Raw genomic sequence first — 13,085 nt, 5'->3', positions numbered from 1 at the left:
AATCCTAAGGAGCCATACATGAGCACTTATCTGACTAAAAGAATGCTGTATATGCTGATCATCCTTTTTGCCGCCTCGCTGCTGATCTTCTGCCTCTATGCCCTTACACCGGGGGACTTCATTACCGGGAACATCAAGCTGACGGCAGAACGCAAAGCGGAGCTGCGGGAGATCTACGGCCTGAACAAGCCGGTACTGGAACGCTACTGGACCTGGATGAGCAATGCCTTCCACGGGGATTTCGGATATTCACTTGCCCAGCAGAAGCCGGTGCTTCAGTTGTTTGGTGATTATATCTGGAATTCTTTTTTGCTGGCCGCTGTTTCCACGTTCCTCACCTGGCTTATCGCAGTAATAATCGGTGTCATCTCTGCTTATAAGCAGTATTCCTGGTTCGACACGCTGGTGATGATTGCCATCTTCGCTGCCATGTCCTTGCCGTCCTTCTTCATCGGCCTGTTCCTGATCAAGATTATGGCTGTGGATCTGAAGTGGCTGCCGCCGGGCGGGATGACGACTACGGGCAGCACCGCGGCAGGCTTCGCCTACTTCAAGGAAGTCGTGCAGCATATGACGCTGCCGGTCATTGTGATGACGCTGCTTGGACTGGGTTCATTAACCCGCTACTTCCGCAGCAATATGATTGATGTACTCAAGCAGGACTATATCCGGACGGCCCGTGCAAAAGGGTTGAAGGAGCGGAAGGTGCTGTTCTCCCATGCGCTGCGCAATGCGCTTTTGCCGGCAATTACGCTGGTTGGCTTCGAGCTGCCTGCCCTGTTCGGAGGCTCGATTATTATCGAGCAGATCTTCAACTGGCCGGGGATCGGCCAATTGTATATGAAGTCCTTCGGGTTAAGGGATTATCCGCTGCTGATGGGCTTCACCATGTTTCTGGCTATTTTGACCGTCATCGGCACCCTGCTATCGGATATTCTGTACCGGGTGGCCGATCCGCGTGTCCGGTTATAGGAGGGGAGTTCTCATGGCAACTGATATCAGAGTAAAAGAAATAGAGGGAATCCGCCCCGGACTGCGCAAATCGTCCCTAATGCGGCAATCCTTGCGGAGGCTTATGCACAATAAGCTGGCCGTTGCCGGGTTCGCGGTGGTTGTCTTTATGTTTGTGTTATGCTTCATCGGTCCGTTCTTCTCGCCCTATACCGATAACAAAATCAACATGGCATTCATGAATAAACCCCCGAGCCTGAAGCACTGGCTGGGCACGGATGCGCTGGGCCGGGATATTCTGACCCGGGTGATGCAGGCCGGACGCATATCCCTCACCGTAGGTCTTGCTTCCATGCTGCTGTCAGTATTTCTCGGGTCGCTGCTGGGTGCCATTGCCGGTTATTACGGGGGGCTGCTGGATCAGATCATTATGCGGATTGCCGATCTGCTGATGACCATTCCCGGTCTGCCGCTGCTCTTCATCTTCGGTGCATTGCTCTCGGAGTGGAAGATTCCGACGGATTACCGGATGTATATCGTTATGCTGATGCTGAGTATTGTGAACTGGCCGGGGCTGGCAAGAATGGTGCGGGGACAAATGCTAAGCCTGCGGGAACGCGAATTCATGCAGGCGGCTGTGGTGCTGGGGCTGCGCGACCGCAGGAAGCTGCTGCACCATCTGCTGCCTAATATTGTTCCGCTGCTGATCGTTATGGCTACGCTGAATATCGGCGGTGCCATTCTCAGTGAATCCGTCCTAAGCTTTTTCGGCTTGGGGGTCATGCCTCCTACTCCGACCTGGGGCAATATGATTGACGCGGCGAACAACATTCTTGATTTCCAGAACCGGCCATGGCTGTGGATTCCGCCGGGACTGTCGATTTTTGCCACGGTGATTGCGATTAATATCTTTGGTGACGGCCTCAGAGACGTCCTTGATCCTAAACAGAAGAGGTAGGTGGCCATATCAATGGAGCCTGTAATGAATATAGACGGTCTAAGCACCGAATTCTTCACGGAAGAAGGCACCGTAAGGGCGGTGGATAACGTCAGCTTCAAGATCGGGAGAGGTGAAACGGTCTGCATTGTCGGCGAATCCGGCTGCGGGAAAAGTGTCACGGCCATGTCGGTTATGGGGCTGGTGGAGGAGCCTGGCGGCAGAGTTACCGGGGGCCGTATCGGTTTCCAGGGAGAGGATCTGCTGCGGCTGGACAAAAATTCTCTGCGCAGCATCCGCGGCCATGAGATTGCGATGATCTTTCAGGAGCCGATGTCCTCGCTTAATCCGGTCATGAAGATTGGCGAGCAGATTATGGAGCCGCTGTCTGTACATCTCAAGATGAACAAGAAGCAAGCACGGAGCCGTGCAATTGAACTGATCACCCAGGTCGGGATATCCCGTCCGGAACAGATTATGGGCAGCTACCCCCATGAGCTGAGCGGCGGCATGCTTCAGCGGATTATGATTGCCATAGCGGTCTCCTGCAGCCCCAAGCTGCTGATTGCCGATGAGCCAACCACAGCTCTGGATGTGACGATTCAGGCGCAGATTCTGGACTTGCTGCGCGGCCTTAAGGAAGATTCCGGGATGTCGATCCTGCTGATTACGCATGACTTAGGGGTTGTGGCCGAGATGGCGGATTATGTCATCGTGATGTACTCCGGGCAGATTGTTGAAGAGGGCGGGGTGGTGGAGCTGTTCCAGAACCCGCAGCATCCATATACACGGGGGCTGCTGAAGTCGAAGCCTGTGATGGGCCAGCGTCTGGAAGAGCTCTATTCCATTCCCGGGCAGGTACCAAGTCCGCTTGAGCATGCACCCTCCTGTTATTTTCATGACCGGTGCGGGCATTGTATGCCGGTCTGCCGTACCCGGCAGCCGCTGCTGAAGGAGACCGGGAACGGGCAGAAGGTCTCCTGCTGGCTGTATGAGGAGGCGGAATTATATGTCTGAAGCGCTGCTGGAAGTGAAGCATCTGAAGAAGTATTTTCCGGTGAAGCAAGGCCTGCTTGGCCGCACGGCGGGACATGTTAAGGCTGTAGACGATGTCAGCATCACACTCCGTCCGGGCGAGACCTTCGGCCTTGTCGGGGAATCCGGCAGCGGCAAGAGCACCGTAGGGCGGACCATTCTGCGCTTGACGGACAAAACCGACGGAGAGGTCCGGTTCAAGGGCACTGACATTCACAGCCTGTCTGCTGCGGAGATGCGGCTGATCCGGCCGCAGATGCAGCTTATTTTCCAGGACCCGTACAGTGCCCTTAATCCCCGGATCAGGATCGGCGACGCCATAGGCGAAGCGCTGCTGGACCATGGGTTATGTACGAAGGCAGAGGTCAGAAGCCTGGTGCTGGAGGCGCTGGAGGCCTGCGGGCTATCCTCGTATCATATCGACCGCTTTCCGCATGAATTCTCCGGCGGCCAGCGCCAGCGGATCGGGATTGCCCGGGCGCTGATCCTGAATCCGGACCTGATTGTCGCAGATGAGCCGGTGTCGGCCTTGGATGTGTCGATCCAGGCGCAGATTATTAACTTGTTCAGCAGACTGCAGCAGAGCAAAGGGCTGGCGTATTTATTCATCTCCCATGATCTTAGCGTAGTGGAGCATTTATGCACCTCGATAGGTGTAATGTACCTAGGATCAATTGTGGAGACTGCCACAAGGGATGAGTTGTTCCTGCATCCGCTGCACCCTTATACGAAGGCGCTCTTGTCCGCTGTTCCGGTGCCGGTTCCCCGGCTGAAGCGGGAACGCATCGTGCTGACAGGGGATATTCCAAGCCCGGCGAATCCGCCGTCCGGTTGTAAATTTCATACGCGCTGCCCATTCGCCTTGGAGGTCTGCAGAGCTGAGATTCCGCTGTTGCGTGACGCTGGCGCGGGGCATTTGGTGGCCTGTCATTTAGCGTAATCATTTATAAATATGGATTGGATTTGAATTTTACCCTATTTTGACTTGTTCTTTTCCCGGTGCTATACTGATTCCATAGCGGGCAAATATGGTTAATAAGAGACTGATTAGACATAAGAGCTAATTGGTCTTGTTTTTTAATGCAGCTATGCTGACACTACTTGGCGTACGCCGCCCCCGGCAACTTGCCCGGCTTTCTTAACGAAGGGCGTAGCGCTCAAAAAACTATTAGGAGGAAATATCATGAATACCACAGTACGCTTGACTGAAAGATCCGGATCGAATTCATCCCAGCGCAGCAAAGGTTTTGTACCGGTTGTAGTTTACGGTGCAGGTTCAGATACCCAGTCCTTCTCAGCAGATGCCAAAACACTTAATGATATTCTCGGCAAAAATCCGCGTGCCATCCTGAAGGTGGAATTCCCGGGCTCCGGCTCGAAGAATGCGGTTATTCAGGAAGTGCAGCGCCAGCCGTTATCCCGTACGCTGCTTCATGTAGACTTGCAGCAGATTGACATGAAGGCTGATCTGGATACCAAGGTAGCCTTCCACTTCACAGGTGATCCTATCGGCGTCAAGAGCGGCGGCGTGCAGCAGGTTGAGCTGTATGAGCTGGATATCCGGACCTTGCCGGACAAGCTGGAAGCAAACCTCGAAGTAGATATCAGCGGCCTCGATATCGGTGATCAACTGCTGGTATCCGATCTGCCGAAGCATGAGGGCTGGGAGATTCTTACCCCTGAAGATACGCTGATCGTGCGGATCTCGCCTCCGCTCGTGATGGAGGAGCCGGCTGATGAAGCTGCTGCCGCACCAGCTGAGGAAGCAGCCGAAGCTGGGAAGTCTGAAGAATAAGACTTTTCTGGCTGTAGCCGTCGCATCTCTATATGCAGAGAACTCCGCAGACAGCCTGAGATAACGGCTGTATATGGAGAGTCATAATCTTTGATCAACCAGGAGCAGACATATCCTTAGCAGGGAATGGTCTGCTCCTTTTTGCGGAAGCGGAATCTGGTACATCCTGGTATTACATATGAGAGTAGGAGAGTGCATTCATGAATCCTAATATAATCAAGCTGGTAAGCGGCTCCAATGCGAAGCTGGACGAGGCTTCCACCCAGGCAACCGTGAAGATATCCTGCAGCAGTTCTCCGGCGATTCTAGATATCAGCTGCTTTATGGTGGGCGGGAACGGTAAGGTGCCGTCCGATGATTTCTTTATCTTTTATAATCAGCCAGCTGATCCTAAGCACACGGTCGTATTCAATCCTATCGATAAATACAGCGGGGAATTCGCCATTGATCTGCGTGCGCTTAGCGCCTCGGGCATTGAGAAATGCGTCTTCGCGGCTACGCTGGACGGTCCCGGAACCTTCGCCGATGTCAGAGGCTGCAGAATCAGCGCGGCGGGGAAGGGGACGGAGCTGGTATATGAAATTATGGACGGTAACGCCGAGACCTCGCTCGTGCTGGCAGAGCTGTACCGCCATGGCGGGGGCTTCAAGCTTCGCGCGGTCGGACGGGGCTTCCATGGCGGACTGAAGCCGCTGGCGGAAGCGCACGGGGTCGAGGTGGAAGACGAAGCGCCGGAGCACGGCAGCGGAGCAGAGGCTCAACCGGTGTCAGGCCATACGGAAGCAGCGGCTGCATACAGCGGACCTCCTAAGGAAGCAGAACAGGAGGAGGCTCCCCGGCCTGCCCTGAATTTGACGAAGATTGATCTTCTGAAGCAGCAGGTCGGAATTTCACTGCGCAAGAAGAATCTTGACCAGGAGAAGGCAAGGGTGGCCGTGGTGTTCGATGCATCTGGCTCCATGGCGCAATTATATGCGAAGGGAGTCGTGCAGCGGGCTTTTGAACGGGTGCTGGCTGTGGCTGCCAAGATGGATGATGACGGAATGCTGGATGTCTGGTTCTTCGCCACTAAGAGTAAGAGAATGCCAAGCGTAAATGAACACGGATATGAGGATTATGTGAAGCGGACCTATCCGGGACCGAAGATGTTCGGGGGACTGGGCATCGGGAACAATGAGCCGGTGGTTATGGCGGATCTGATCAAGAAATATACGAAGGAGGAGCCGGGCGACCTGCCGGTATATGTGGTCTTCTTCAGCGACGGGGGCATCTATGAGACGCCCAAAATATCGAAGCTGCTGATCCAAAGCTCGAAGCATAATATCTTCTGGCAGTTTGTGGGACTGGGCAATGCGGATTATGGCGTACTCCGTGAGCTTGACGATCTGCGGGGCCGTTATGTGGATAATGCCGATTTCTTCGCGCTGGATGATCTGGACGAGGTCAGCGATGAGGACCTGTATGACCGGCTGTTCAACGAATACCCGAAATGGCTGCGTGAAGCCCGGCAGAAGGGCGTTGTGCGTTCATAGAATGAAGTATAGCGGGCAGATCCGAAGCCGGTAAGGGCTAGGGTCTGCTCTGTTTTTTATGAAGGAGTGGATAGGAGGAGGCGCTGTTGCACGGGAGGGGAGCGATTTAGGCAGCTTGTCAGTTTACAACGTAACAGTGTTATGTTACGATGAGCGCAAGGAGTGGTGATATGGAAGAGGATTTAATCTCCAAAAAGGAGCTGCTCGATGAGACAGGAATCTCTTACGGGCAGTTGTACCGCTGGAAGCGGAAGCAGCTGATTCCTGAGGAATGGTTCATCCGCAAATCTACCTTTACGGGACAAGAGACCTTTTTTCCGCGGGCGCGGATTTTGGGGCGGGTGCAGCATATTTTGCAGAAAAAGGATGATCTCTCCCTGGATGAATTGGCGGATCAGCTGTCAGAGCCGGCATCCTCGTACAGAATCAGCTTAACTGTATCCCAGCTAAAGGAACGTAACATTGTTTCGGTGGGTAGTCTAGAGCGGTTCGGGAGACCGGAGGCCGAGGGCTTACCGCTGAGCTTCGAGCAGATTCTTAATGTATTTGCGGCAGATTGGCTGCTCAGTAAGGGGGAGCTCAGCTGGGAGGAAGCAGACCGGCTCTATCAGACGCTGGAGAGTCATGCGCCGGGGTACGGGGAGAAGGGGTGGGAGCTGTTTTTTGTGCGGAAGATGGGGGTTAGCTTCTTCATTATGGCGCTGCCGGGAGCGGGGCTGGCCTTCGAAGAGGGGGTACGGCTGGTGAGCAGGCTTCGCTCTGCCGATCTGGCGGAACTACTGAATGGACGTTTGACTGAAGACGGCTTATAGAGTAAGGAACAGTAAACCACAGGAGGCTGGACCATGGAGAAGAATGAACTGCCGGATCTGGTGATGGATGGGGTCAACACAGCTGCCGGAGGCAGATATCACAAAGTTAATATCAACGGTGTCAGTAAGATGAACGGAGCGCTCCACGCACATACCTATAGCTGTGACGGCGTGATGAAGCAGAAGGGTGACCTCACGGCCGATGAGCTGGAGATGAACGGAACTCTCAATCTGAAGGGCAATCTGCAGGTTGGTGAAATGAAGCTGAATGGAGTAGTGAACGGAGAAGGCAGTCTGCGGGGAGAGCGCTGTGTAATGGACGGCATGCTGCAGCTGAAGGGCGATTGTGAGCTGGAGGAGCTGACCGGTGAAGGGGTATTCACGGTGGGGGGCCTGCTGAGTGCGGGCCGGATGGAGTTCGGGCTACAGGGTCAGTCTGAGGCAGGGGAGATTGGCGTGGAGAGCCTGATGATCCGCAAAAAAGGTAACGCGGCCTGGGGCAGACTGCTCGGCGGAATGATCCCCAAGCTCAAAATCGGGCTGCGAGCCAAGCTCATCGAGGGAGATACGTTAGATCTGGAATACACGAGTGCAGATGTAGTGAGGGGCGGTACGGTCATTATCGGGCAGGGCTGCTCGATTGGCCGGGTGGAGTATAGAGCGGGACTGACCGTACATCCCGGTGCCCAGGTGGGGAAGGAGGAGAAGACCGGTGAATGAAGCGGTAGAACGCCATGATCTGAAGATACTCGGGACGTCGAGCTCTGTCGGCGGAGTTTTTAAGGATGTGAAGGTGACGGGAGAATGTACCTTTAGCGGGGATGTGGACTGCCATAAGCTTGCGCAGACCGGAGAGGTAGCGGTTGAAGGAAATCTTCGGGTACAGGATATCAAAATCACCGGGGAGTGCAAGGTGAAGGGCCGGGTAGACGCAGCCAGCCTGCGCGGACAAGGAGAGCTTACGGCAGGCGGCGGGCTGCGGATTGAGGATATCAAGCTGACCGGCGGGATCATAGTTACGGGCGATTGTGAAGCAGAGCAGGTGCAGATTACCGGAGTCCTGGAGGTCAGCGGACTATTAAATGCGGAGAGGCTCGACCTGACGTTATTCGGCCCCTGTAGGGCGGATACGGTCGGCGGCGGCAGCATCTCCATCAAGCGCAGCCGTTCCGGCGCGTTGCTTAGACCCGGGAAGAAGATGAGCTTCGCGGCCCGGCTGATCGAAGGAGATCGGATCGAGCTTCAGCATACGCAGGCGCAGACCGTCCGGGGCGGAAGCGTTGTGATCGGGCCTGGCTGCGAGATTGAGACGGTGGAGTACCGGGAGTTGCTGGAGGTGCATAAGAGCTCAACGGTAAGGAATGCGGTGAAAATGTAGCGTTAATCCTGCCGGGCGGCCTTGAACCGCAGCACGGTTCGCAGCTTCTCCGGGCGGGCACGCCGGGCATCCGAGATATAGATTTCGCGGTGCAGGTGAGACTCCCGCAGCAGGCCCTGAGCAGAGCAGAATTGCTCCATTATGGCGAAGCTGTGCGGTTCATCATCATAGGGGCCGATATGCAGCATTTGTACACTCAGGCCGTCTTCGATGCGGGCGAAGACGGCCTTGTCCAGCAGCGGGTGCGGCTTGCTGCGCTTGACCTGCTCCAGCACTTCTGCAGCAAGCAGAGGGGTCAGGAAATCCGGCTGCCGGATCATTATGGTGTATACCAGCTCGTTCTTATCAAGAGCGGCTAAGCGGCGTCCGGCTTCGCTGAGATCCCATACTCCTTCCAGCGGGAAGACGGTGTAGTCGTAGAAGCCTTCGGGTGCGGGGCCTTTTTTCGGCAGCATTTTGACTGTGTAGGATAAGGAATACAGCACAGCGACTGCTTCTGCGAATGCGCTGCCGTTGGGATTACCTTCACCACGCAGGGTGAAATACGGGAAGGCGGGTACCTGAATCAGCCCCGGTTCGGCAGGGGGGAGGTATAGGGCTTTGTCTTGTTTTCTCCATTCGACCTTCATATGGGTCACCTCAGTTCATAGGATTGTGCTGCATTCAGCATAGCATGCGAACCGGACAGGTGTATGTCAGGTTGGAGGCTGGAGGGGCAGTAGTACATAGAAAGTATTTATTCGAGGAGGGTTTATGTTGAGCGGAACGATGGAATGCGTGGTTGCTGCCAAGGCGGCACTCGGAGAAGGTCCCCATTGGGATCACAGGAAGGGCAGATTGTATTGGATGGATGTTGACAGCAATGAATTACATCTCTATGACCCTGGCAAGGGTACGGATGATATTCATTCCTTTGAGCAAAAGGTAAGTGCAGCCGTACCGGCGGAGCGCGGCGGCTGGATTCTGACGATGGAGGACGGGATCTACAGATATATGGAGCATCAGCCTGTGGAGCTGCTGGCAGCGGTAGAGACCGGAATTCCCGGTAACCGGCTGAATGATGCCAAATGCGACAGCCGTGGACGCTTGTGGTTCGGCTCGATGAACAGAAGGTTTGCGGGAAGAGATGGCAGCCTGTATGTAATGGAGTCCGCCGGTGAGGTCCGGCAGGTATTGACTGGGATCGGCATCTCCAACGGCTTGGCCTGGAACGACAGCTTGGGGGTCATGTATTATATTGACACGTTGACCAAGGGGATCGATGTAATGGATTATTCACTGGCAGACGGCTCGGTCAGCGGGCGCCGGACGGTCATCCGGTTGGCGGAAGGCGAAGGCTGGCCGGATGGGATGACGATCGACAGTGAAGGCATGCTCTGGGTTGCCCATTGGCGCGGGGGTTGTATCTCACGGTGGAATCCCCATACAGGCGAGCAGCTGGAGAAAATCGAGGTTCCGGCGCATTATGTAACCTCCTGTACCTTTGGCGGCGAGAATCTGGACGAGCTGTACATCACTACGGCGTGCGGATACATGAGTGCAGAAGAGCTGGAACGCTGGCCGCATGCGGGCGGATTGTTCCGGTTCAAGCCTGGAGTGAGGGGCCGGGAGGCTAATCGGGCGGCTTTTTAGGGAGGACAGCGGAGGGAAGTCGGGCGGGGGGCCTGCCCTAGTAGAGCATCAGTCTTTAAATTGTGGTTGGGAATGATGAGGCCTGAAGGATTAGAATAGTGAAGTCATTGGGACAAAGTGTATGCACTAGTACAGCATCAGAGCGCAGTTATGTTATAGGTGCTGGAACGATAGCAACTGCATTTTGTACAATGGAATGCTGTAAAAAAGGCTTCGAAATAGAATCAATTGTAATCCGTACAATGGAATGTTGAACAAAGGCCGTTTTTCACCCAAAACCCAACAGTCTACTGTATGAAATACAATAGACTCTCCTTTTACGGTCAGCTATTCGTTTTCTATTGCAGGAAATACAATCAGCTACTTGAATGTGAGAATAGAAGTCGGCAACTGAGGTAGGCTTAATTGCAATCTGTACAACTAAATCGTCGGATATACCGCCGAATCTCTGTTTAGGTGTATTTCGTGCAATTAAAATGTCTCTATACTTGGATTTTCGCCCATCGTGGCAGATTTAGTTGTACAGACTACAGTTAGAAGAGGAAAACCTTCCGTGTCACTGTTTTTAGTCGCACAGAATACACTTATCTCTAAATGGTACGCTACGAACAGAAAGCCTTCTTTCCAGAATATAAGTTCCTCCGTCCGTTAGACCGAGGCCTCCAGCGGAGGGGAGCCCTGACTCCACCATTTTAGATCTGATGCTCTACTAGTACCTAATAGCAGAAGCGGAGTTGTTTATAAGGCGGATATTCTGCCTGTGAGCAGCTCTTTTTATGTTGTAAGAAATCATGAAATCTGGGGACAACAGCGGCCGGAAGTCAGAGGTTCACCACAGCGACGACCAAGCATCGAGTTCAAGCCTGAAGTGCATGCCTTTTTATTTTCAGAATAAACAAAATATGGTATTGTATCTATATATTGAAACGCTTTCACGAAGAGCGGTGAGAAAGACGGAACCCGGTATCCATCATTATTCCTATCAAAAGCAAGGAGGACTTCGATGATTAAGGCTGTTGTCGTAGACGATGAGCGTCTGGTGCGCAAGGGTTTCATCTCACTGCTGGATTGGCCGTCCTTCGGGGTGGTGATTACCGGAGAGGCCAGAGACGGGCATGCGGCACTGGAGCTGCTGCGCGAGCAGGAGACGGATCTGTTGTTCGTGGATCTGTCGCTGCCGGGGATGACCGGGTTCGAGCTGATCCGGGAGGTGAGGCTGCGGTATCCTGCGGTACGCTGCGTGGTGCTGACCTGCCACCATAAATTCGATGATGTGCAGGAGGCGCTGCGGCTGGGAGCGGTGGATTACATTGTCAAAACGCTGCTGGAGCCGGAGAATGCCGATGAAATTATCCGCAGACTGGTGGAGCGGATCAGGTGGGAGGACGGAAACAAGAGCACCCCTTCAAAGGCAGAGCAAAAAGTAATCGCTGAGGACAAAGCACTGCTATATGTGCCGCTTGCGCCGGAACTGAAGGAAGAGCAGCTGTATGCGCTGTCTCTGGTGAGAAATTCCACGCTGCATGCTGTGCCGGGGATGTGGCTGTCTCCGCTGCCGTATCCTGTGGATGCAGCGCGGATCGGAGGAGAGCTGGGAGCGGTGCTTGGGACAAGCTGGACAGCGGCGCTGCTGGAGGGGGTGCGCGGTCAGCCGCTGAAGAGAATCGCTGCGGTGCTGGAACAGTCAGCCCGGCAGGCGCTGTTCTATGCGGCGGGCGGCCAGGCGCTCCCGAGGCTGCACTATGGTGAACTGCAGGCGCTGGCCGCGCGGCAACGGCCGGAGACGGGCGTCCCTTCCGCGCTGGTACAGGCGCAGAATCTACGCTGGACGCTGGAGCGGAGAGAATGGGATCTGTTCCTCAGCGGGGTTGCGATGCAGCAGCCGGACCCTGCGGCAGTGGCGGACTTTGGCCAAGAGCTGCTGCGGGGCTGGAGCCGGCTGCTGCTTACGGCGGAGGAAGCGCAGCAGCTCGCGCTGGCGGCAGAGTGCAACCGGCACTGGCGGCACTGGCAAGTCTGGCTGCATCAGTTCACGGGGCATGTCCAGCGCCGGATGATTGAGCTGGGCCTGAGCCAAGAGGTGATGCTCTGCCTGATCACCGCTGTGCGTTATATGAGGAGCCATGCCGGCGATAAAATCAATCAGGGCGATGTTGCCGCTGCTATCCATATGAGCCGCGGCTATTTCAGCCGGTGCTTCGCCCGCTTTGCCGGTGAGACTTTCGGGGAGTGCCTGCGGCGCATGCGCCTGGAGCTGGCGAAAGCACTGCTGCTGGAGACCCCTGTCCCGGTGTGTGAAATTGCCTGCCGGTCCGGCTTCGGGGATGACCGTTATTTCAGCAAGCTGTTCCGGGAGCATGTCGGCAAGCTGCCGAGTGAATTCCGCGCAGAAGGCCAGCTTCAAGGCGCCTTATTCGCGGCTGAACATGGGGGACAGCAGTGACTGCTGGATTGTCTCCACTTAATGAATACGCTCAGCCCTGCCCGTTCAGCCGGTCTGAGTTACGGGTGACCTTATGGAGCAGATCTATCAGCGTATCCAGCTCACTCTCGGTGAGGTCCATGGACAGCTCGCGGTTGAAGTCATCCAGCAGCGCCTGGAAGGCGGGGGCGAAGTCGAGCGCCTTGAGAGTTGGATACAGCAGGAAGGAGCGTCGGTCGGTCGGATCTGTCCGGCGCTCAATATATCCCGAGGCCTCCAAAAGCTTGACGGAGCGTGTAGTTGTCGCTTTATCGCATTTAATCCGGCTGGTCATCTGATCCTGGGTGATCCCCGGATGATTCAGCACCAGCTTTAAGAAGCTATGCTGGCCTCCGCTGCCGATGCCGTAGGGAAGCAGCTCCTTGGCCAGTATTTTTTGGTTCTGACGGTGAAGATGGGAGATCAGCTTCCCGATGGGTTCTCTATTTAAAGTCACAATGGACACCTCGCTGAGGATTATAACGGCAGCCTGCCTGAGGCATACCGCCCTGCCTCAGATCTTACCGTAATTTTGTTGCGCACGCAACTAAT

At 55.0% G+C, this 13,085-nt stretch carries 13 protein-coding genes; 11 read left to right on the top strand and 2 right to left on the bottom strand.

The window, feature by feature from the left end:
* The first annotated feature begins 18 nt into the window (after positions 1-18).
* The 9 genes from MKY12_RS18790 (at position 19) to MKY12_RS18750 (ending at position 8,440) form a co-directional block, all read left to right on the top strand.
* Positions 19-972: an ABC transporter permease gene (locus MKY12_RS18790; protein WP_209869841.1), complete on the top strand. Its 954-nt coding sequence runs from the start codon at positions 19-21 to the stop codon at positions 970-972.
* A gap of 13 nt (positions 973-985) precedes the next feature.
* On the top strand, positions 986-1,909 hold the full coding sequence (opp4C, locus tag MKY12_RS18785) for an oligopeptide ABC transporter permease (RefSeq protein ID WP_339310317.1): 924 nt from the start codon (positions 986-988) through the stop codon (positions 1,907-1,909).
* Between the two features lie 12 nt (positions 1,910-1,921).
* Complete coding sequence (locus tag MKY12_RS18780) at positions 1,922-2,905, top strand: ABC transporter ATP-binding protein (protein ID WP_339310315.1); 984 nt, start codon at positions 1,922-1,924, stop codon at positions 2,903-2,905.
* Complete coding sequence (locus tag MKY12_RS18775; protein ID WP_339310313.1) at positions 2,898-3,863, top strand: oligopeptide/dipeptide ABC transporter ATP-binding protein; 966 nt, start codon at positions 2,898-2,900, stop codon at positions 3,861-3,863. The genes MKY12_RS18780 and MKY12_RS18775 overlap by 8 nt, the downstream gene beginning before the upstream one ends.
* A gap of 243 nt (positions 3,864-4,106) precedes the next feature.
* A complete protein-coding gene (locus MKY12_RS18770) occupies positions 4,107-4,718 on the top strand; it encodes a 50S ribosomal protein L25 (RefSeq protein WP_339310311.1) in 612 nt (203 codons plus the stop codon).
* Positions 4,719-4,918: 200 nt separating this feature from the next.
* The gene (locus MKY12_RS18765) at positions 4,919-6,250 is read left to right on the top strand and encodes a VWA domain-containing protein (RefSeq protein WP_339310309.1); all 1,332 of its coding nucleotides are present in this window, start codon (positions 4,919-4,921) and stop codon (positions 6,248-6,250) included.
* A 170-nt stretch (positions 6,251-6,420) separates the two neighbouring features.
* Positions 6,421-7,062, top strand: a complete 642-nt coding sequence (locus MKY12_RS18760; protein ID WP_339310307.1) for a DUF4004 family protein — start codon at positions 6,421-6,423, stop codon at positions 7,060-7,062.
* A gap of 33 nt (positions 7,063-7,095) precedes the next feature.
* Complete coding sequence (locus tag MKY12_RS18755; protein WP_339310306.1) at positions 7,096-7,782, top strand: hypothetical protein; 687 nt, start codon at positions 7,096-7,098, stop codon at positions 7,780-7,782.
* On the top strand, positions 7,775-8,440 hold the full coding sequence (locus MKY12_RS18750) for a hypothetical protein (RefSeq protein WP_036732991.1): 666 nt from the start codon (positions 7,775-7,777) through the stop codon (positions 8,438-8,440). Before MKY12_RS18755 ends, MKY12_RS18750 begins: the two co-directional genes overlap by 8 nt.
* A gap of 2 nt (positions 8,441-8,442) precedes the next feature.
* Here the strand turns inward: MKY12_RS18750 and MKY12_RS18745 are convergent, their stop codons facing one another.
* A complete protein-coding gene (locus tag MKY12_RS18745; RefSeq protein ID WP_339310305.1) occupies positions 8,443-9,069 on the bottom strand; it encodes a GyrI-like domain-containing protein in 627 nt (208 codons plus the stop codon).
* Between the two features lie 124 nt (positions 9,070-9,193).
* On the opposite strand from MKY12_RS18745, the gene MKY12_RS18740 reads away from it, so the two are divergent.
* Positions 9,194-10,072 carry an SMP-30/gluconolactonase/LRE family protein gene (locus MKY12_RS18740; protein ID WP_339310303.1) on the top strand — a complete coding sequence of 293 codons (879 nt, stop codon included), beginning with the start codon at positions 9,194-9,196 and terminating at the stop codon, positions 10,070-10,072.
* A 1,003-nt stretch (positions 10,073-11,075) separates the two neighbouring features.
* Positions 11,076-12,515, top strand: coding sequence for a response regulator (locus tag MKY12_RS18735; RefSeq protein WP_339310301.1), 1,440 nt, complete (start codon positions 11,076-11,078; stop codon positions 12,513-12,515).
* A gap of 31 nt (positions 12,516-12,546) precedes the next feature.
* Here the strand turns inward: MKY12_RS18735 and MKY12_RS18730 are convergent, their stop codons facing one another.
* On the bottom strand, positions 12,547-12,990 hold the full coding sequence (locus tag MKY12_RS18730; RefSeq protein WP_339310300.1) for a MarR family transcriptional regulator: 444 nt from the start codon (positions 12,988-12,990) through the stop codon (positions 12,547-12,549).
* Positions 12,991-13,085: the final 95 nt, after the last annotated feature.

This window comes from Paenibacillus sp. FSL M7-0896, from assembly GCF_037975415.1.
GTDB lineage: Bacteria > Bacillota > Bacilli > Paenibacillales > Paenibacillaceae > Paenibacillus_AQ > Paenibacillus_AQ silagei.
Note: the sequence above shows the minus strand (reverse complement) of the source record. Positions and strands in the feature narration are given on the sequence as shown.

Bases quoted from the DNA above. Each gene is read 5' to 3' on its own strand.
- MKY12_RS18770 (WP_339310311.1), top strand. From the start codon at position 4,107: ATGAATACCACAGTACGCTTGACTGAAAGATCCGGATCGAATTCATCC.
- MKY12_RS18760 (WP_339310307.1), top strand. From the start codon at position 6,421: ATGGAAGAGGATTTAATCTCCAAAAAGGAGCTGCTCGATGAGACAGGA.
- MKY12_RS18780 (WP_339310315.1), top strand. From the start codon at position 1,922: ATGGAGCCTGTAATGAATATAGACGGTCTAAGCACCGAATTCTTCACG.
- MKY12_RS18735 (WP_339310301.1), top strand. From the start codon at position 11,076: ATGATTAAGGCTGTTGTCGTAGACGATGAGCGTCTGGTGCGCAAGGGT.
- MKY12_RS18775 (WP_339310313.1), top strand. From the start codon at position 2,898: ATGTCTGAAGCGCTGCTGGAAGTGAAGCATCTGAAGAAGTATTTTCCG.
- opp4C (WP_339310317.1), top strand. From the start codon at position 986: ATGGCAACTGATATCAGAGTAAAAGAAATAGAGGGAATCCGCCCCGGA.
- MKY12_RS18745 (WP_339310305.1), bottom strand. From the start codon at position 9,069: ATGAAGGTCGAATGGAGAAAACAAGACAAAGCCCTATACCTCCCCCCT.
- MKY12_RS18765 (WP_339310309.1), top strand. From the start codon at position 4,919: ATGAATCCTAATATAATCAAGCTGGTAAGCGGCTCCAATGCGAAGCTG.
- MKY12_RS18755 (WP_339310306.1), top strand. From the start codon at position 7,096: ATGGAGAAGAATGAACTGCCGGATCTGGTGATGGATGGGGTCAACACA.
- MKY12_RS18740 (WP_339310303.1), top strand. From the start codon at position 9,194: ATGTTGAGCGGAACGATGGAATGCGTGGTTGCTGCCAAGGCGGCACTC.
- MKY12_RS18790 (WP_209869841.1), top strand. From the start codon at position 19: ATGAGCACTTATCTGACTAAAAGAATGCTGTATATGCTGATCATCCTT.